The 17,901-nt window shown below is 72.6% G+C and carries 15 protein-coding genes; 9 read left to right on the forward strand and 6 right to left on the reverse strand.

Features of this window, described 5'->3' with window-relative positions; translation table 11 throughout:
• Window positions 1-229: 229 nt before the first annotated feature.
• The 3 genes from ACLJWH_RS35865 to ACLJWH_RS35875 all read left to right on the forward strand — a co-directional run bounded on the left by ACLJWH_RS35865 (window position 230) and on the right by ACLJWH_RS35875 (window position 4,816).
• Window positions 230-1,663 carry a hypothetical protein gene (locus tag ACLJWH_RS35865; protein WP_411145984.1) on the forward strand — a complete coding sequence of 478 codons (1,434 nt, stop codon included), beginning with the start codon at window positions 230-232 and terminating at the stop codon, window positions 1,661-1,663.
• A gap of 1,282 nt (window positions 1,664-2,945) precedes the next feature.
• Window positions 2,946-3,761, forward strand: coding sequence for an RNA polymerase sigma factor (locus ACLJWH_RS35870; RefSeq protein ID WP_411146038.1), 816 nt, complete (start codon window positions 2,946-2,948; stop codon window positions 3,759-3,761).
• Window positions 3,761-4,816, forward strand: a complete 1,056-nt coding sequence (locus ACLJWH_RS35875; RefSeq protein WP_411145985.1) for a hypothetical protein — start codon at window positions 3,761-3,763, stop codon at window positions 4,814-4,816. Before ACLJWH_RS35870 ends, ACLJWH_RS35875 begins: the two co-directional genes overlap by 1 nt.
• 302 nt (window positions 4,817-5,118) lie before the next feature.
• On the opposite strand, the gene ACLJWH_RS35880 is transcribed toward ACLJWH_RS35875, so the two are convergent.
• Complete coding sequence (locus ACLJWH_RS35880; protein WP_411145986.1) at window positions 5,119-5,799, reverse strand: L,D-transpeptidase; 681 nt, start codon at window positions 5,797-5,799, stop codon at window positions 5,119-5,121.
• A gap of 129 nt (window positions 5,800-5,928) precedes the next feature.
• Between ACLJWH_RS35880 and ACLJWH_RS35885 the strand changes: the two genes are divergently transcribed.
• The 3 genes from ACLJWH_RS35885 to ACLJWH_RS35895 are packed head-to-tail and all read left to right on the forward strand — an operon-like array spanning window position 5,929 to window position 8,858.
• The gene (locus tag ACLJWH_RS35885; RefSeq protein ID WP_411145987.1) at window positions 5,929-7,527 is read left to right on the forward strand and encodes a methylmalonyl-CoA mutase; all 1,599 of its coding nucleotides are present in this window, start codon (window positions 5,929-5,931) and stop codon (window positions 7,525-7,527) included.
• Window positions 7,494-8,630, forward strand: a complete 1,137-nt coding sequence (locus ACLJWH_RS35890) for a hypothetical protein (RefSeq protein ID WP_411145988.1) — start codon at window positions 7,494-7,496, stop codon at window positions 8,628-8,630. The genes ACLJWH_RS35885 and ACLJWH_RS35890 overlap by 34 nt, the downstream gene beginning before the upstream one ends.
• Before the next feature lie 15 nt (window positions 8,631-8,645).
• Window positions 8,646-8,858: a hypothetical protein gene (locus ACLJWH_RS35895; RefSeq protein ID WP_411145989.1), complete on the forward strand. Its 213-nt coding sequence runs from the start codon at window positions 8,646-8,648 to the stop codon at window positions 8,856-8,858.
• A gap of 87 nt (window positions 8,859-8,945) precedes the next feature.
• Here ACLJWH_RS35895 and ACLJWH_RS35900 read toward each other — a convergent pair whose 3' ends face one another.
• Window positions 8,946-9,653: a FadR/GntR family transcriptional regulator gene (locus ACLJWH_RS35900; protein WP_411145990.1), complete on the reverse strand. Its 708-nt coding sequence runs from the start codon at window positions 9,651-9,653 to the stop codon at window positions 8,946-8,948.
• 177 nt (window positions 9,654-9,830) lie between these two features.
• Between ACLJWH_RS35900 and ACLJWH_RS35905 the strand changes: the two genes are divergently transcribed.
• Together ACLJWH_RS35905 and ACLJWH_RS35910 are read left to right on the forward strand one after the other, a co-directional pair.
• Window positions 9,831-10,346, forward strand: coding sequence for a gluconokinase (locus ACLJWH_RS35905; RefSeq protein ID WP_411145991.1), 516 nt, complete (start codon window positions 9,831-9,833; stop codon window positions 10,344-10,346).
• Between the two features lie 93 nt (window positions 10,347-10,439).
• Window positions 10,440-11,864 carry a gluconate:H+ symporter gene (locus ACLJWH_RS35910; protein ID WP_411145992.1) on the forward strand — a complete coding sequence of 475 codons (1,425 nt, stop codon included), beginning with the start codon at window positions 10,440-10,442 and terminating at the stop codon, window positions 11,862-11,864.
• Window positions 11,865-11,959: 95 nt separating this feature from the next.
• On the opposite strand, the gene ACLJWH_RS35915 is transcribed toward ACLJWH_RS35910, so the two are convergent.
• Complete coding sequence (locus tag ACLJWH_RS35915; RefSeq protein ID WP_411145993.1) at window positions 11,960-13,552, reverse strand: FAD-dependent monooxygenase; 1,593 nt, start codon at window positions 13,550-13,552, stop codon at window positions 11,960-11,962.
• A 37-nt stretch (window positions 13,553-13,589) separates the two neighbouring features.
• Between ACLJWH_RS35915 and ACLJWH_RS35920 the strand changes: the two genes are divergently transcribed.
• The gene (locus tag ACLJWH_RS35920) at window positions 13,590-14,387 is read left to right on the forward strand and encodes a TetR/AcrR family transcriptional regulator C-terminal domain-containing protein (RefSeq protein ID WP_411145994.1); all 798 of its coding nucleotides are present in this window, start codon (window positions 13,590-13,592) and stop codon (window positions 14,385-14,387) included.
• Here the strand turns inward: ACLJWH_RS35920 and ACLJWH_RS35925 are convergent.
• From ACLJWH_RS35925 to ACLJWH_RS35935, 3 genes are read right to left on the reverse strand one after another with little or no spacing between them, the layout of a single operon-like run.
• Window positions 14,284-15,483, reverse strand: coding sequence for an acyltransferase family protein (locus ACLJWH_RS35925; protein WP_411145995.1), 1,200 nt, complete (start codon window positions 15,481-15,483; stop codon window positions 14,284-14,286). The two genes, ACLJWH_RS35920 and ACLJWH_RS35925, sit on opposite strands and share 104 nt — an antisense overlap.
• Window positions 15,480-16,835: an alpha-2,8-polysialyltransferase family protein gene (locus tag ACLJWH_RS35930; RefSeq protein WP_411145996.1), complete on the reverse strand. Its 1,356-nt coding sequence runs from the start codon at window positions 16,833-16,835 to the stop codon at window positions 15,480-15,482. Before ACLJWH_RS35930 ends, ACLJWH_RS35925 begins: the two co-directional genes overlap by 4 nt.
• On the reverse strand, window positions 16,835-17,815 hold the full coding sequence (locus ACLJWH_RS35935) for a glycosyltransferase family 2 protein (RefSeq protein ID WP_411145997.1): 981 nt from the start codon (window positions 17,813-17,815) through the stop codon (window positions 16,835-16,837). Before ACLJWH_RS35935 ends, ACLJWH_RS35930 begins: the two co-directional genes overlap by 1 nt.
• Between the last annotated feature and the right edge of the window lie 86 nt (window positions 17,816-17,901).

Consider the following 17,901-nt stretch of genomic DNA (forward strand, 5'->3'; position numbering starts at 1 on the left):
GTCATTTTCGATCTTCAGCCTCACGATCCAACTCACCTCTTTCAGCCTCGGATTCGGGTGACAACCCGCCGGAGGAAGCCGGGCCCGCCGTCCGGCACTGTCGTCAGCCGGCGGGCCTGGCCCGTCCCTGGGTCCCGCGGACCCGCCCACCCCGCCCTGAGAAACAGGAGAAGCCAAAACAATGCAGCCCACCTCCGTACCCCTTGCCGTCCGACGCTGCATCGCGACAGTGGCGGGAGCAGCCGCTTTCTCGCTGCTCGGCACCGGCATCAGCGAAGCCGCCCCCACCCCGCCCAAGCAGGGCGGCTCACAGACCGGAAAACCCTGGCGTGCCTCCTTCGATCAGAAGACGACAGGTGACATCGAAGAGCAGACCATCAACCGCAGCGGCAAGCGAGTGAAGTACGACGGCAGGGATGTCGCCCACAGAATGCGGACAGTCGATGCCGCGCTCGACAGGACCGAGCAGCCGCCGGGCCACTACAACGGGCACCCCTACGAGAAGCGGTCGGGCGACCTCCTCCCCGCCGTCACCCCCAAGGGCGCGAAGGAATGGAAGTACACCATCTACGACGCCTTCCCTAAACCGGACGGCGGGACAAGAGGAACCCACCGCCTCATCCGGGGATCCGCCGTCGACACGCAGGGCACGGAAGTCGCGCACGAGTGGTTCTACTCCCCCGACCACTACAAGGACTTCGCGATCCTCGACTACGAGACCCCCCAGGTGTGCGGGCTGAAGAAGCCCAGGACCAAGCGCTCCGCAACCGAAGGGGGAGCAGGCTGCGGAGTCCTGAACTCCGTTGACTGGAACAAGGTCCGTGACGAGGCCAAGCAGAAGGTCCGCGCGGTTCTCGGCGACAAGGACCACGTGAAGTCCCTGCCGAACCGCTCCGAAAAGGCCATGACCGGAGCGGAGGTGAAACGCGTCACCGAGGCCCACAGCGCCAAGCTCACCGAAATCGGCGGACTCAACGAGAGCCATCTCGCGACGAAGGCCAACATCGCGCTCTGGGCAACCAGCGTTGCCCAGACGTTCGAGGACGAGAACGCCACCTCCCTCGACAAGGCCGCGGCGCTCACCGCCGTCGTCCCCGGACTGGGGCAGGCTGTCGGCATCGCCGACGGCATCGAGCACAAGGACGCAGAGACCATCGCCATCAACACCCTTGCGCTGGCGGGCCTGGTCGCCGCGCAGGCCGTGCCGGTCGTGGGTGAACTCGTGGACGCCGTGCTCCTCGCCGACCAGGTCGTCGAAGGCATCATCACCGTCTACAAGTGGTGGACGGCACCGCCACCGCCCGCCCCCACCGACCCCGGCGCCGTGAAAACGCTGCCCGTCACCAAACCGAGCCTGGAATGCAGCGTCTGGTGGACCTACATGGACCTCAAGTGGGACACCTCCGTGAATGTTCCCCCGAACACAAAGGTCATCGTCAAGGAGCGAGGCGGCAAGGAGTACGAGTACCCCGCCTCGGCCGGGAATTCGCCGGGCTGGGCGATCGCCCACGGGATCGGTGGCAGCCGGACGTTCGATGTTTTCTACCGGCAGACGACGGCCAACGGCAAAACCCTTGAGTCGCAGAAACGCACCGTGGCGAAACAGCAGATGGAACAGTCCGGCTTCTACTGCAACACCTACGTCTGGGAAGAGGCTTGGTAACCCCATAACGCGCCCGTTGTCGCGACGCGCCCGCGCCACGCGTCGCGTCGCGACAACGGTCACCGGGGCAGCCGTGGTTTTCCCTGTCACCGGAACGGCGGCCGCCGAGGGCCACACCACCGCCGCAGCCGACGGCCGGGGTCTCCAGCCCACGGATTCGACCAGTGGCTCGCGTGCAAGGGCCGGCCCGATGGCAACGGCATCTGCTCCCTCCCGGTTCATCGGGCCACACCAAGCGCTCGGCTCCCGTATGCGAGACCGGCAGGACGAGCGGTGAGCAGTCGCTGGAGGAACTGAACGTGCGGGTCATGAGCGGGTTGTCGTCGGTCCCGGTAGTCGTCATCGCCCCTACGAGGGGTACCGACTCGAATGGGCCGCCGGAACCCTCGTCGTACCCACCGCCCCGGTCGGGGAGCGCTTGCACGCCGAGGACCGGGGACTCTTCGACGGCCCGGCCGATCTGTCCGCGCGCACCGACGAATACCTCGGCGAAGGCTTCGCCCGGTGACCGCCACCCTTCCGCCGGCCGTCGGAGCCTCGAACGGCCGGCGCTACGGTGCGATGCCGGTCAATGAGGGCACTTTGCTCATGTGATGGAGCTGCCTATTCATCCTGTCTGCTTGTTCAAGGGACCTGCCGGGCCCTGGGTTTTCTTCAGTAACGCATCTTGACCCCGTGCTGACGTGTCAGCACGGGAGCCCGATCGAGGCGGATCGAGCAGGGTCCGGAAGGATGGAAACGGGGTCTAATGTGGCCTAATATCCGATTCTCCGGCGTTTCCGCAGGCCAGGAAGGTAGCGATTTCGGGTCCAGGACCTCCGGGACAGCATCCTCGCGTAGTGCCTGGGCAGGGCGTGGAATGTGCGGGGACGGCCGGGGCCGCCACCCCCCACAGGAGAGGCCCCGGCCGCCGCTCGCGGAGGGCCGGTGACGGCCCTCTATCCGATACAGCGCCGGACGGCCCGAAAGCGTCACACGGGGGTGGCCGCGGGGGCCGCGATGGGGGGAGCCGGCGGACCGGGTGTGGCCGGGCCCGTCGCGTCGTGCGGTGGCCCGGGTGCGGGCCGGACGGGTGGTCGGGTTACGGTCGGCGGGAACAGCTGGGTCACCGGGGGTGCACAGGAGCGCCGTGGTTTCCGGCGGGCGGTGACCGGGGCCGGCTACCGGACGGGACGCCGGGCGGGGTGGTGGAGCGCGGCGGCCGGGCGCGGTAACCAAAGGGACAAGGACCGGGCGGCGGAGTTTCCGCGTGCGACAGGATGGACCCGTGCGAGGGGACGACATTCAGCCGGACGACAGCCGGCTGACGGTTGCCGTGCAGGCGGCCCAGAGTGGCGACGAGGCGGCGTTCCGTACCGTCTACCGCGCCGTACATTCCCGACTTCTCGGATATGTGCGGACGTTGGTGGGTGATGCGGACGCCGAGGATGTCACGTCCGAAACATGGCTCCAGATCACCCGTGACCTCGCACGGTTCAGCGGTGACGCGGACCGCTTCCGCGGCTGGGCCGCGCGTATCGCCCGCAACCGCGCCCTGGACCACATCCGGATGCGCGGCCGCCGGCCCGCGATCGGCGGCGACGAGAGCGAACTGGCCGACACCCCCGGCACGGCCGACACCGCGGGCGAGGCGCTGGAGGCGCTGGGCACCGGCCGCACCCTGCGGCTGATAGCCCGGCTGCCGCAGGACCAGGCCGAGGCCGTGGTGCTGCGCGTGGTGGTCGGGCTGGACGCCAAGGCCACGGCGCAGGTGCTGGGCAAGCGGCCCGGCGCGGTGCGCACCGCCGCGCACCGGGGGCTGCGGCGGCTCGCCGAGCTGATCGCCGACGAGCCCGCGGCGGGCGGGGCCGACGGGGAGCCGGACGCGGCGGCGGACGGCGGCGCGGGGTGCGCCGCGGACGGGCCCGCGGGCGGTGGCGCGGGCGGTGCCGCCCAGGGCGGGGGCGCCCGCGCCGGCCGGCCCGCACGGCCCCCGCGCGGGGGTGGCGGAACGGTGGGCGGGGTGCCCGCACAGGGCCGCGGACGCCAGGACGGCGTCGCCGAATCGTACGTACCCGGTGTGACGGAAACGGCCGCACGGACGCAGAAGGACATGTGATGGCCGACGAGCGGTACAGCTGGCTCGACAAGGACGCCGCGGAGCGGTTGCTGCGCGGTGAGCCGGTCGGCGCCCAGGACGGCGCCGGGGCCCGCGAACTGACGGAACTGCTGGCCGCCGCGGCGGCCGGGGCCGGACCGGCCGCGACCACCGCGCTGCCCGGTGAGGAAGCCGCACTGGCCGCGTTCCGCCGCGCCCAGGACGGCGCCGGCGACCGGCGGCAGGCCCGCGGCCCGGCCGGTCAGGACCCGGCCGGGCACACCGTCCACACCCTCGACACCGTGCGCAGCCTCGGCATCGTCGAGCGCATCCGGCTCGGACGGCCCTTCCGGCGCGGCTTCGTGGCCGCGCTGCTGGTCTGCGCGGTCGGCGGCGTCGCCGTCGCGGCCGGTACCGGCGTACTGCCGACGCCCTTCCGCAGCGACGACGCCGGCCCCGGGCCCGCCGCCAGCATCTCGGCCGCGGTGACCCCCGGACCGCTCGAAACCCAGCTGCCGGGCGGGGGACCGGACGGCGCGACGCCGCACCCCCCGCAGCTCGTACCCGGTCAGGGCGCCACCCGGCCCCCCGGCACCCCCACCCCGGGCAGCAGCCCCGGCGGCTCCCCGGCCCCGGGCCGCACCACCCCCGGCGGCGGCCCCGGCGGCACCGGTGACGCGGAACTCGGCGGCGACCGGGACACCACCGGCGCAACCGGCGGCGACAAGAAATCCGGGTCCGGCCACGGCGCCCGCAAGAAGTTCGTCCCCGCGCTCTGCCGCACCTACGAATCGGACCGGCGCAGCAGCATGGACCCCGGCACGCGGCGGCTGCTGGAGCGCACGGCGGGCGGCCAGGAGAAGGTGCACGCCTTCTGCCGCCAGTACCTCGTGCACCACGGCGACCGGCCGGGCGGCGGCAAGGGCGGTCAGGACCAGGACGGCGACGGCAAGGGCGGCAACGGCCAAGGCGGCGACGAGGGCGACGACGAGGACCACCCCGCGCCACCGAGCCCCGCCCCCGGCGCGTCCACCCCGGAGCCCGCCCCCGTCACCCCGTCGGCCCCCGCCCCGTGACCCCGAGCGCGGCCGCCGAGGGACGGGTGTGACGGGACGGGTGTGACACTTTTCGGCCCGTCGGCGCTGTAAGGAATGAAGCCGACTGGTCATCGGCTGTGCAGGAGCCGGGGTTCCCCCCGTACCCACGGCTCCTGCGCTCATGGCGCGGGCGGGGCACGTTCCCCCGGCCCTGCCCGCGCCTCTTCTCGTGCCCGAGCCGGCGCCGCTCCCGTGCAGGTGGCGGGGGTGCTCCAGCGGCGGTGGCGGTCACTGACGACGTGTGGACCCCAGGGGCGGGAGCCGGTGGGACAGCGGTGCGGTCAGTGGTAGACGACCACCTTGTCGCCCGGTCGTACGGTGGCGAAGAGGGCGGCGATCTTCTGTCTGTCCCGGACGTTGACGCAGCCGTGTGAGGCGCCGGTGTAGCCGCGGGCGGCGAAGTCCGACGAATAGTGCACCGCCTGGCCGCCGCTGAAGAACATCGCGTACGGCATCGCCGAGTGGTAGAGCGTCGAGACGTGGTGGCGGCTCTTGAACGTGACGCCGAAGGCGCCCTCGCGGGTCGGGGTGTACTCGGCGCCGAAGCGGACGTCCATCGTCGAGACGGCCTTCCCGTCGACCATCCAGGTGAGGGTGTCGCTGCGCTTGCTGATGCAGAGCACCCGGCCCGTCAGACAGCGCCGGTCCACGGTGCCGGCCGGTTTCGCCGCGGGCGGGCGGGGCCGGTGGTGCGACGGCTTCGCCGCGGGGACCGGCTTCGGGGCGGGCGGCCGGGGCCGCACGGTGCGATGCGGGGCCGGGGGCCGGGCCGGGGGCGTCGGCAGGTGGTACGCCGGGGGCGGAGGCGGCGGGGAGCCGAGGAACGGCTGCTGCTGGCCGCTCCGCCCGCCGGTCGCCCCCTGTCCGGTGACCGTCACCGGCCGGCAGCCCGCGGCCGCCGTGAGCAGCGCGGCCGCCGCCAGCGCCGTGGCCGCCGCCCGTCCGGTATGTCTGCGCCGCATGCGCCACCTCCAGGAATCGCCGGCCCGCCCGGCCACCGTTGATGCTTCCCAGCGCTGCGGGGCGGCGAACCTGCGGGCATGCTGAGAACGAGGCCGGCACACCGGTCACCCCGTGGGAGGCGGACAGTCATGGCGCGCGAGTCGGGCGGCGTTCGGTACAACGAGAGCGGGCTGCCCGTCGAGCCGGTGTACGGGCCGCGGGCGCTCGCCGGCTGGGACCCCCGGGAGCGGCTGGGGGAGCCGGGGGCGTATCCGTTCACCCGCGGGGTGTACCCGTCGATGTACACCGGCCGCCCCTGGACGATGCGCCAGTACGCGGGCTTCGGCACCGCCCGCGAGTCCAACGCGCGCTACCGGCGGCTGATCGACCACGGCACGACGGGCCTGTCGGTCGCCTTCGACCTGCCGACCCAGATGGGCCACGATTCGGACGCGCCGATCGCGAGCGGCGAGATCGGCAAGGTCGGGGTCGCCATCGACTCCGTCGAGGACATGCGGGAGCTGTTCGACGGCATCCCGCTGGACCGGGTCTCCACGTCCATGACCATCAACGCGCCCGCCGCCGTCCTGCTGCTGCTCTACCAACTCGTGGCGGAGGAAGGCGGAGTGAGGGGAGATCAGCTGTCGGGGACCGTCCAGAACGATGTGCTGAAGGAGTACATCGCGCGCGGGACGTACATCTTCCCGCCGGCGCCCTCGCTGCGGCTGGTCGCGGACACCTTCCGGTACTGCCGGGCCGAGATCCCCAAGTGGAACACCATCTCCATCTCCGGCTACCACATGGCCGAGGCCGGTGCCTCGCCCGCGCAGGAGATCGCCTTCACGCTCAGCAACGGCATCGAGTACGTCCGCACGGCCCTCGCCGCCGGGATGGCGGTGGACGACTTCGCGCCCCGGCTGTCCTTCTTCTTCGTCTCGCGGACCACCCTCCTCGAAGAGGTCGCCAAGTTCCGGGCCGCGCGCCGGATGTGGGCCCGGCTGATGCGGGAGGACTTCGGCGCGCGTGACCCCAGATCGCTGATGCTGCGCTTCCACACCCAGACCGCCGGTGTCCAGCTCACCGCCCAGCAGCCCGAGGTGAACCTCGTACGGGTCGCCGTGCAGGGGCTGGCCGCGGTGCTCGGCGGCACCCAGTCGCTGCACACCAACTCCTTCGACGAGGCGCTCGCACTGCCCACCGACGCCTCGGCCCGGCTGGCGCTGCGGACCCAGCAGGTACTCGCGTACGAGACCGATGTCACCGCCACCGTCGATCCGTTCGCCGGGTCCTACGCCGTCGAGTCGATGACGGACGACCTGGAGGCGGCGGCCACCGAACTCATGGTCTACATCGATGAGTTGGGGGGCGCGGTGGCCGCCATCGAGCAGGGCTTCCAGAAGGGGGAGATCGAGCGCAACGCGTACCGGATCGCCCAGGAGACGGACGCCGGTGACCGGATCGTGGTCGGCGTCAACCGCTTCCGGCTGGACGAGGAGGCCCCGTACGAGCCGCTGCGGGTCGATCCGGCGATCGAGGCGCGCCAGGCCGCGCGGCTGGCCACCCTGCGGGCCGGCCGCGACCAGGCCGCGGTGACCGCCGCGCTGACCGCCCTCCGGCGGACCGCCGAGGGCACCGGCAACGTCCTCTACCCGATGCGGGAGGCGCTGCGGGCGCGGGCGACGGTCGGTGAGGTGTGCCATACGCTGCGGGAGGTATGGGGGTCCTATCTGCCGACGGAGGCGTTCTGAGCGGCGGGGCGGCGGCGTACCGGGTGTTCCTTGCCGGTCCGGACGGGGTCGATGGCGGGGTGCTGGGGCGGGCACTTGCCGCCGCCTTCGGTGTGCCCGTCCGGGATGTCGAGATCGCGGGCGGGGACGGGGAACCCGGGCGTCCAGGCCGACCGGTCCGGTGCGGCTGCCGGCGGGTGCGCGGCGATGTCTCCTGGGTGCTGGACGTGTGCGCCGGGCCGGAGGCCGTGGATCTTCCGGGGCGCCGGGCGCTGGGCCGGGCCCTCGCCGCCGCGCTGGGGCGGCCGGTCCTCTACGAGGGCGCGGCCCGGCCCGGTGCGTACTGGGCCGTCACCCCGGCGGGCCGCACCGGTCGCGTCCGGCTGCACGGTCCCGGGGAGGCCGTGGGCCGGGAGGGTTTCGTGGTGGCGGCGGCCGAGCTGCCGATTCCCCAACTGCCGCACGTGCCGGTCGAGTTCGACTACGCGGCGATCGGTGGGATGGCCGGCGGCCGGCCCTTCGCGCGGATGGTGCGCACCGTGGTCACCGCGCTGCGCGACTGCTGCCCCGAGGCCGAGATCGCACTGCGCGGGTCGCTCGCCGGGGAGGGGGCCGACCGCTACAGCGATATCGACCTGCGGTGGACGGTACCGGCCGAGCGGTTCGCGTACTGCGTGGCGCGGGCCGGGGACTGCCTGGACGCGGCCCTGCCGGTGCTCTCGGCGCGCAGCGACCCCGACGCGTGGCGGGCGCCCGGCCGGCGGCTGCTGTTCTTCTTCTTCCGCGGCGGTTCGCTCTTCTGGCGCCTCGATCTGGAGGTACGGGCCGCACCGGGGCCGGTGGGAGCCGCGCCCGCCGGTGGCGGCTGGCCGGTTCCGGTCAGTGCGCTGGCCAACGCCCTGGGCGCCGTCAAGGCCGTCAAGCGGGAGCGGTCCGCCGAGGAGATCCGGGGGCTGCTGGACCGGGCGTTCGCCCGGCTCGGGTCGGCGGACCGGGCCACCGGCCGCTGGGCCGAGGACGTGGTGTGCCTGGTGGACACCGCCGAGCGGGCGGACCCCCGGGCGCTCGCCGTACGGGCACTGGCCGCCCGGATCAGGTACCTCGTGGCCGTCGAGCTCCGCTGAGTCACAATGTTCTCCATGTCCTCACCCCGCCGCGCGTGCCCCGTCTGCACCCGAGAGATCGCCGTCGTCGGCGGCCGCTTCGCCCGTCACGACCCGCCCGGCCGCCGGACGATCCTGGAGCTGATCTCCTGCCCGGGGTCGCGCCGGATCGCCCCGCTGATGGCCCCCGCGGAGAAGCTCTTCGACCCGGAGGAGCCGCCGATCCCGGGGCAGCAGCCGCTGTTCTGAGCGGGCGCGCGGCCGTCCCGACGGCACCCGGGCGGGCTTTGCGCACCGCCCGGGGGAGCGGGGGAGGGGCAGGGTCCCGTCCGCCGACTACGGTGCCAGGACGTCCAGTTCGGCCATCGCGCCGATGGTGATCTCGCGGGTGAGTTCCTCGGCGCGGCGGGCGTCCCGGGTGCGTACCGCCTCGGCGACCTGGACGTGCAGGGTGACCGCGGCCGGGTCGGGGTCGGTGAACATCACATGGTGCTGGGTGCGCCCGGTCAGCACCGCGGCGACCACATCGCCGAGCCGGGCGAACATCTCGTTGCCGGAGGCGCGCAGCACCACCCGGTGGAAGGCCGTGTCGTGCACGAGATAGCCGTCGAGCTGTTGGCCGCGTGAGGTGGCCACCATGCCCATGGCGTGCTCGGTGAGTTCGGCGCACTGCGCGGGGGTGGCGTGGCGGGCGGCCAGACCCGCCGCGACCGGTTCGACGGCCGAGCGCAGCACGGTCAGCGAACGCAGCTGCCGGGGGCGGTCCCGGCCGGCCAGCCGCCAGCCGATCACCCGCGGGTCGTAGACGTTCCACTCCTCCGTCGGGCGGACGGTCACCCCGACCCGGCGCCGGGAGGCGACCAGCTGCATCGACTCCAGAACCCGGATCGCCTCGCGGATGACCGTCCGCGAGACGTCGAAGCGCTGTGCCAGCTCGTCGGTGCGCAGGACCGTGCCCGGAGGGTAGTCGCCCGCGGTGATCGCGGGTCCCAGGGACTCCAGCACTCGGCCGTGCAGCCCCTTCCCCGCCCCCTCGATTTCCATGGCCTCAGCCTACGTTCCGCCTCCGGACGACGGACGGCCCACACCGGGGCGATGGGATGCCGTGCCGACCGCTACCCATTAAGTATGACGTTTACATCACAGACTCTTGAATACGTCGTACTCCATAGGTTTCAGTGGGGGACGCACGAGGTCAAAGAGGACAGCGAGGTAAGCGGCATGAGCACCCCCCATGTCATCGTCGTGATGGGCGTGGCCGGCACCGGCAAGACGACGATCGGCCCGCTCGTGGCCGCCGAACTGGGCGTGCCCTACGCCGAGGGCGACGACTTCCACCCGCCGGCCAATATCGCCAAGATGTCGGCGGGCACCCCGCTGGACGACGGTGACCGCGGCCCGTGGCTGGACGCCATCGGCGCCTGGGCGCACGGCCGGGCCGGGCAGGGCGGCGTGGTCAGCAGCTCCGCGCTCAAGCGCGCGTACCGCGACCGGCTGCGCGCCGCCGCCCCCGGCGTGGTCTTCCTGCACCTCACCGGCGACCGCGCGCTGATCGAGCGGCGGATGGCCGAGCGCAAGGGCCACTTCATGCCCACCGCGCTGCTGGACTCCCAGTTCGCCACGCTCGAAGTGCTCGGATCCGACGAGGCGGGCGTCGCCGTGGACGTGTCCGGCACCCCGCAGGAGATCGCCCGGCGGGCCGTCACCGCCCTGCGGCAGCTGGACCGGGTCGCCTGACCCGCCCGGCCCGTACCGCTTTCTCCTTCCGCTCCCCTTCTCCTCCCTTTTTCTCCCTTTCCCTCCCTCCTCCGTCGAACCAAGGGAATCGCCGTGACACATCTCAGCGTCGAGATGCTCGCAGCGGACGCGACCGCGCCCATCACCTCGGCCGGTCACGCGCAGCTGGGCATCGCCGTCCTGGTCGGTATCGCCGCCATCGTCCTGCTCATCACCAAGTTCAAGCTGCATGCCTTTCTGTCGCTGATCATCGGCTCGCTGGTGCTCGGGGCGGTCGCGGGCGCACCGCTCGACAAGGCCATCGCCAGCTTCTCGTCCGGTCTGGGCGCCACGGTCGCGGGCACCGGCGTCCTGATCGCGCTCGGCGCGATCCTCGGCAAGCTGCTCGCCGACTCCGGCGGCGCGGACCAGATCGTCGACACCATCCTCGCCAAGGCGAGCAAGAAGGCGATGCCGTGGGCGATGGTGCTGATCGCCGGCATCGTCGGCCTGCCGATCTTCTTCGAGGTCGGCATCGTGCTGCTGATCCCGGTCGTGCTGCTGGTCGCCAAGCGCGGCAACTTCTCGCTGATGCGGATCGGCATCCCGGCGCTGGCCGGACTGTCCGTCATGCACGGTCTGATCCCGCCGCACCCCGGCCCGCTGGTCGCCATCGACGCGGTCGGTGCGAACCTCGGCGTCACCCTCGCGCTCGGGGTGGTCGTCGCGATCCCGACCGCGATCATCGCGGGCCCGGTCTTCTCCCGCTACGCGGCCCGCTGGGTGGACATCCGCCCCCCGGAGAAGATGCTGCCGACAGCCGGTGACACCCCGGACGCCACGACGGGCGCCGCGGCGGACCCGGACCGGCGCCCCGGCTTCGGCGTCACCGTCGCCACCGTGCTGCTGCCGGTCGTGATGATGCTGGCCAAGGCGCTGGTGGACATCGTCATCGATGACCCCAAGGACGCCACCCAGCGGGTCTTCGACGTCATCGGCTCGCCGCTGATCGCGCTGCTGACCGCGGTCGTCGTCGCGATGTTCACGCTGGGCCGGCCGGCCGGTTTCACCAAGGGCCGGATCGCCACCACCGTCGAGAAGTCGCTCGGCCCGATCGCCGGTGTGCTGCTGATCGTCGGTGCGGGCGGCGGCTTCAAGCAGACGCTGGTGGACGCGGGCGTCGGCCAGATGATCCTGGAGATCTCCAAGGACTGGAACATCTCCACCCTGCTGCTGGCCTGGCTGATCGCGGTCACCATCCGCCTCGCGACCGGCTCCGCCACGGTGGCCACCATCTCCGCCGCCGGGCTCGTCGCCCCGCTCGCCGCGGACCTGAGCACCACCCACGGCGCCCTGCTGGTCCTCGCCATCGGTGCCGGCTCGCTCTTCTTCAGCCATGTCAACGACGCCGGCTTCTGGATGGTCAAGGAGTACTTCGGCATGAATGTCGGCCAGACGCTGAAAACCTGGTCGGTCATGGAGACGCTGATCTCGGTCGTCGGGATCGTGTGCGTACTGCTGCTGTCGTTGGTCGTCTGACGGGGGCGCGGGCGCCCGAACCTGATACGAGGCCGTACCGGCGGGGATCCGCCGGTACGGCCTCGTTGTGTGCGGGGGCGGTGGCGCCGGCGCGGTCAGGACACCGGCTGCGGTACCGCGGTGCCCAGGTACGGGGCCAGTGCCGCGGTCACCTGCCGGGCGGCGTCCTCGGCCGGGGCGGCCAGGGCCACATAGCCGTCGGGCCGGATGAGATAGACGGCGGGGGCGGTGCCGTAGGCGTCGGCGAGATGGCCGCCGGTGTCGAGCAGATCGGGGGCGGGGCCACCGGCGCGGACGGTGCGCAGCAGGGGCGGACCGGCGGGCAGGGAGGTGAGGGCCGACAGGCCCGCGAGGTCGACGGCGCCGAGGGCGAGGAGGGTGAAGTGCGGGCCGCGGAAGGCGTCGAAGAGGCGGGTGGGGGTGCCGTCGGGGGTGGTCAGGGGCGCGTCGGGGGCGCGGTCGCCCGCGTGCGGCGCGCCCTTGGGGATGTCCGGGCGCAGCTCCCGGGTGAGCGGGCTGTCGGGGTAGCCGATACCGAGCTGGTGCAGATCCCGGCCGCGGCGCAGCTCGCCGGAGCGGTGCAGCCGGGTGCTGGTGGCCAGGATGCTCTCGGCGATCGGGCGGCGCTCGCTCTCGTAGCTGTCGAGGAGGCTGTCCGGGGCGCCGTGCCGTAGTACCTGGCCGAGCTTCCAGCCGAGGTTGTAGGCGTCCTGGACGCTGGTGTTCAGACCCTGGCCGCCGGCCGGGGAGTGGATGTGCGCCGCGTCGCCGGCCAGGAAGATCCGGCCGGTCCGGAACCGGTCGGCCATACCGGCCTTGGGACGGAAGACGGAGGCCCAGCGGACCTCGCGGATCTGCTCCACGGTGAGGTCGGTGTGGGCCGCGATCCGGGCGCGGACGGCGTCGGGTGCGGTGTCCGGCTCCTGTGACGTCATGACCATGGTCTGGAAGAGATCGGTGTGGACGAGCGGGAGGGCGGCGGCGAGCGAGCCGTCCGGCCCCGTCCAGCGGTGCCAGTGGTTCCGGTCGAGGCCCTCGATCGCCACATCCGCGAGCAGTGAGGCCCCCTCGGCCAGGGCCGGGCCGCTCATGCCGATGCCGAGTGCCTTGCGTACGGTGCTGCGCCCGCCGTCGGTGGCGACCAGATAGCGGGCGCGGACGGTGCGTATCCCGCCGCCGGGGAGGCCGCACCGGGCCGTGACACCGTCCGCGTCCTGCTCGAACCCGGTCAGCTCGGTGCCGAAGAGCACGCTGCCGCCGAGCTCCGTCAGCCGCGCGTACAGCAGCTCCAGATTGCGCCACTGCGGGACCATCAGGGTGTTCGAGTAGGGGGTGGCGGGCGTCGGTTCGACGTGCTCGACCATCTCGATTTCCCTGGCGATCCGGCCGTTCTCCCACAGGCCCACGTGCGGGTACCGGCCGCCGGCCGCCTGGACGGCGGTGAGTACCCCGAGGTCGTCGAAGACCTCCTGGGTGCGCGGCTGGAGGCCGGTGCCGCGGGCGCCCTGCGAGAGGCGGTCCTGCCGCTCGACGACCAGGGCGTGGACGCCGCGCCGGGCGAGGTCGATGGCGAGCGCGAGGCCGGTCGGGCCCGCGCCGGCGATCAGTACCTCGATGGGGGCGCCGGGGGTGGTGCCGGCGGGGGCCGCGTCCGGGGTCTGGCCGCCCTTAACGTTGTTAAGTTCCATGTTTCGAGGATGACCTTAACGGTGTTAAGTTGTCAACATGGCTTCACGACTCGACCGGAAACTGGTGGTGGACACCGCCCTGCGGCTGCTGAACGAGGTGGGCCTGGACGGGCTCACGCTGCGCCGCATCGCCAAGGAACTGAACGTCCAGGCGCCCGCGCTCTACTGGCACTTCAAGAACAAGCAGGCGCTGCTGGACGAGATGGCGACGGAGATGCTCCGGCGGATGATCGGGGACGGGCCGGACGGGCCGGACGACGCCGCCATGGCGGAGGTGCTGGGCATGAGCTGGCAGGACATGGTCACCGGTACCTGCTCGGCGCTCCGCCGCGAACTGCTCGGCTACCGCGACGGCGCCAAGGTCTTCAGCGGCACCCGGATGACCGACGACAGCGCCGCCCCGCCGCTCGAACTCTTCCTGGGCCGCTTCGTCGAGGCGGGGTTCACGCCGGACGATGCCGCGCGGTGCTGGTGGACCGCGTACAACTTCACCATCGGGCAGGTGATCGAGGAGCAGTCCGTCTACCCCGTCCCCGGCGCGCCGGAGCAGCGCTCCGCCGCCGTCCGCGACCCGGCCTACGACCTCACCGGCCGCGAACGGCGGCTCGGCGCCGACTATCCGCTCGCGGCTCGGGCCGGGCGGGAGCTGTTCGGCGAGATGGACCGCGGCTTCGAGGTCGGGCTGCGCCTCATCGTCGCGGGGATCGAGGCGACGATGGCCCCGCGGGGGGCTACGGCCCCGCGGCCGGAGGGGGGAGCGGAGCCGCCCCGGCGGGTGGCCGCTTCGGATCGACCGACCGCTTCGGATCGACCGACCGCTTCAGGAACGGGGTGAGCGGGCGCTCCACCCAGCGGTGCAGGAGCCACGCCAGCAGCAGCATCAGCCCGACGGTCAGCGCGAACGTCGCGTACGAGGGCACGCCCAGCCCGCGGTGCAGCGCGTGGACGACGACCCAGCCCAGGTGCTCGTGCACCAGATAGAACGGGTAGGTCAGCGCCCCGGCGACGGTCAGCCAGCGCCAGTTCGCCCACCGCAGCGCGCCCAGCGCGACGGCCGCGACCAGCGCGAAGCCGAGCGTGACGACCGCGACGATGCCGGCCGCGGAGCGGTAGGAGAAGGCGGTGGCGGACGGCGGGTGCCAGAGCCCGGCGACCGCGTAGTGCTGGCCGATCAGCCAGCTGACCAGCACGATCGCCCAGGCGATCGGATCGCGGGCGCCGTAGCGGTGCAGCAGGTAGAGACCGACGCCGCCGATGAAGAACGGCGCGTACTGCGGCATCAGGACGACATCGAGGAACGGCTGGTGCGCGGCCTGCGCCAGCGCGGCGGCCAGCGTCCAGCCCGCGCAGAACAGCACGACCCGGCCGCGGGTGGCGCCCGGCAGCACGACGCAGAGCGCGAAGAGCGCGTAGAACCGCAGCTCGGCCCAGAGCGTCCAGCACACACCCAGCACCCGGGGGACGCCCAGCGGCAGTTGCAGCATGGTCAGATTCGTCAGCACCTCGCTGGGCCCCAGCGCCCGGTACGCGACCCAGGGCAGCGCGAAGACCGCGGTGACGAGGAGGACCGCGACCCAGTACGCGGGGTAGAGGCGGGAGACGCGGGAGGCGATGAAGGAGCGCAGCGTGCGCCCCCAGCCGCTCAGGCAGATGACGAAGCCGCTGATCACGAAGAAGATCTGGACACCGAGGCAGCCGTAGGCGAACAGGCCGGAGGCGCTGGGGAACTGGTGCGCGGGCGAGCTGCCCCACGCCCGGGATATCTCGCCGCCGCGGCCCCCGTAGTGGTACGCGGCGACCATCAGGGCGGCGAGCAGCCGCAGCCCGTCCAGCGCGCGCAGCCGCGGGCCCCGGGCGCGGGACGGGGCGGCCGGTTCCGCCCGCTCGGGGCGCGTGGCCGCCCGGCCGGGCGCCGTCAGCTCGCTCGTCATCCGGTCACGGCCCGCTTCCGCAGGCGCCGCCGCACCGCCCGCGCGCGGCGCGCCACCCGGCGGACGGCGGCGTTGCGCGGGATGAACGACAGCTGGGCGGGGAACGCGCCGGGCAGCGCGAGCGAGGTCAGCCGGCGGCGCTTGAAGTAGCGCCAGGTGTGCTCGTCGAGGTGGGCGGCGAGATAGCGCTCGGCGGCCGGCCGCAGCCGCGGATGGATGCGGTGCTGCATAGCGTAGCCGACGGCGGTCACCAGACCGCCGATGTCCGGGGCGCCGGCGGTGGGCGGACGGTGGGTGTCGTCGTCGGTCAGTCCGGGGACGAGCGCGTCGACGATGGTGACCGGGACGCGGTTGCTGTTCTGGTACGGCGTCAGCCGCTCCAGCAGCAGCCCGGTGCCGGTCCGCGCGGTCGGCAGCCCGTAGAACGCGGCCGCCGTCAGCAGCGCGGTGGAGAAGCAGCCGACGACCAGCGCCGGCCGCATCCGCCGGTAGAGGGCCTCGGCCGGCACCGGGCGTTCCAGCACGGTCAGTTCGACGCCCAGCGCCGCGGCCTCCCGCTCCAGCAGGTGGGACCAGCGGGCGGGCGCGGACGGGTGCGGTTTGAAGACCACCGTGCGGTGGCCGCGCCCGACGGCGCCGCGCACCATCCGCACGTGCAGCTCCTCTTCCTCCTGCGGGGTGAGGATGCCCAGCGCGGAGAGGTACTGGCCCAGCAGCAGCGCGCCGCCCTCCGGTACGTCCAACTCGCCGCTCGCCTCGGCGAGTTCGTCCAGCACCTCGGTGAACGCCCCGGTCGGTACGGTCTGCGGGGCGACGCCGAACTCGGTCAGCAGCAGCGGGGTCAGGCCCGGCACCAGGTCCAGGTGCAGCAGACGGCCGATGCGGGTGCCGATGAGCGGGTCGAGTTTGTTGCGGGTGGGGCCGTAGCTCATCAGACCGTCGGCGTAGACGTCGATGGGCGCCTCGGGGAAGAGCTGCGCCAGCGCCAGCGCCGGGGTGACCTGGATCGACTCCACGACCAGCGCGATCCGGTCCTCGCCCAGGTCCCACAGCAGCCGCAGGTAGCGCTCCCACAGCGGGACGTCGTCCGCCCGCGGGGACCAGCCGCCGGGATGGAACGGGCGGATCGCCTCGTTCCACGACACCACCCCGTCGAAGCGGCCGCGCACCCGGTCGAAGCCCGGCATCGCGTCCAGCGCCGGGGAGGTCTCGGGGACGGCGGCATTGTTGCTGATCACCAGCAGCCGGCGGCCGGCCGGCGGGAAGCAGCCGGCGTCCAGCGCGGCGGCGAGCGTCGCCGCGCCGTACAGCGTGGACGCCAGGAAGATCTGGGTGTGCGGTCGGCCGGACATCAGACGGCGACCTCCGTCGTGGCGGAGGGGCGCCGGCGCAGCCGCCGCAGCCGGGACGCGCGCGAGGCGTCCATCGAATCCAGCGCCTCTGTCAGCACATCCTGCGGCATACGTTTCATGGCCGCCGAACTCATCGCCCGCAATTTCCGCGCGACCGGTGGTTCGAACCGTTCCATCGAGCCGAGATGGTGGGAAATGATCGCGCAATACGTCCGCACCGCCTTCGGCAGCAGCCGGTCCGCATCGCGGTCCCGCGCCGTTTCCTCGATCACCTGGTCGAAAGCGTGAATGAAGTCCAATTGCCGCACATCTCCGATCTGGGTGAGCGAGGACGCCACACCGCGCCGGTAGAAGACACCGAGCAGTCCGACCACCGCCATCGACGCCGCCTCGCGGTGCAGCCGCCAGATCCACGGACGGTCCTCCGCGGTGCGCAGCCCGTCGGTGAAACGCAGTACACCGTCGTCCAGCAGCCGGCGGTGGTAGATACCGGCCCAGGCGTACGCGTAGTCGACCGAGGTGGAGCGGTCGGCGGGCAGGATCGCCGCGCGCGGGTCCAGCACCACACCGCGCCGCCCGTGCGGAACGCGGTGCACGGTACGGGTCCGCGCGGTGCACTGGACATGATCGGTGCGCACGAAATCGCAGCCCAACTCCTCGATCACGGAGAGGAGTTCCGCGAAATAGCCGGGCGCGAGCCAGTCGTCGCCGTCCAGGAAGGCCAGGTACTCGCCGCGCGCCGCGTCCAGGCCCGTGTTGCGCGCGGTGGCCAGGCCGCCGTTCTGCTCGTGCCGCAGCACCCGGGCGCCCGGCAGCTCGCGTTCGGCCCGCGCGAGGAGCCGCGGGGTCTCGTCGCGCGAACAGTCGTCGACGAGCAGGAATTCAAAATCCGCACGGGCATTCGCCGCCAGACTTCTCAGTGTGTCGGGCGCGAATGTCTGCACGTTGTAGAACGGCACGATGACGGAGAGCTTGACCACCCGCGAGACGTTATGCGGGCCGCCGGTATACGTCTTTACCGGGCGCGGACTTCGGTATGAACGACGAATGGCGGGACGGTTAACCC

Origin of the sequence: Streptomyces sp. x-80, assembly GCF_046549095.1 — a bacterium.
Lineage (GTDB): Bacteria > Actinomycetota > Actinomycetes > Streptomycetales > Streptomycetaceae > Streptomyces > Streptomyces celluloflavus.

Bases quoted from the DNA above. Each gene is read 5' to 3' on its own strand.
- ACLJWH_RS35905 (WP_411145991.1), top strand. From the start codon at position 9,831: ATGAGCACCCCCCATGTCATCGTCGTGATGGGCGTGGCCGGCACCGGC.
- ACLJWH_RS35925 (WP_411145995.1), bottom strand. From the start codon at position 15,483: ATGACGAGCGAGCTGACGGCGCCCGGCCGGGCGGCCACGCGCCCCGAG.
- ACLJWH_RS35890 (WP_411145988.1), top strand. From the start codon at position 7,494: ATGGGGGTCCTATCTGCCGACGGAGGCGTTCTGAGCGGCGGGGCGGCG.
- ACLJWH_RS35875 (WP_411145985.1), top strand. From the start codon at position 3,761: ATGGCCGACGAGCGGTACAGCTGGCTCGACAAGGACGCCGCGGAGCGG.
- ACLJWH_RS35930 (WP_411145996.1), bottom strand. From the start codon at position 16,835: ATGTCCGGCCGACCGCACACCCAGATCTTCCTGGCGTCCACGCTGTAC.
- ACLJWH_RS35880 (WP_411145986.1), bottom strand. From the start codon at position 5,799: ATGCGGCGCAGACATACCGGACGGGCGGCGGCCACGGCGCTGGCGGCG.
- ACLJWH_RS35895 (WP_411145989.1), top strand. From the start codon at position 8,646: ATGTCCTCACCCCGCCGCGCGTGCCCCGTCTGCACCCGAGAGATCGCC.
- ACLJWH_RS35915 (WP_411145993.1), bottom strand. From the start codon at position 13,552: ATGGAACTTAACAACGTTAAGGGCGGCCAGACCCCGGACGCGGCCCCC.
- ACLJWH_RS35900 (WP_411145990.1), bottom strand. From the start codon at position 9,653: ATGGAAATCGAGGGGGCGGGGAAGGGGCTGCACGGCCGAGTGCTGGAG.
- ACLJWH_RS35885 (WP_411145987.1), top strand. From the start codon at position 5,929: ATGGCGCGCGAGTCGGGCGGCGTTCGGTACAACGAGAGCGGGCTGCCC.
- ACLJWH_RS35920 (WP_411145994.1), top strand. From the start codon at position 13,590: ATGGCTTCACGACTCGACCGGAAACTGGTGGTGGACACCGCCCTGCGG.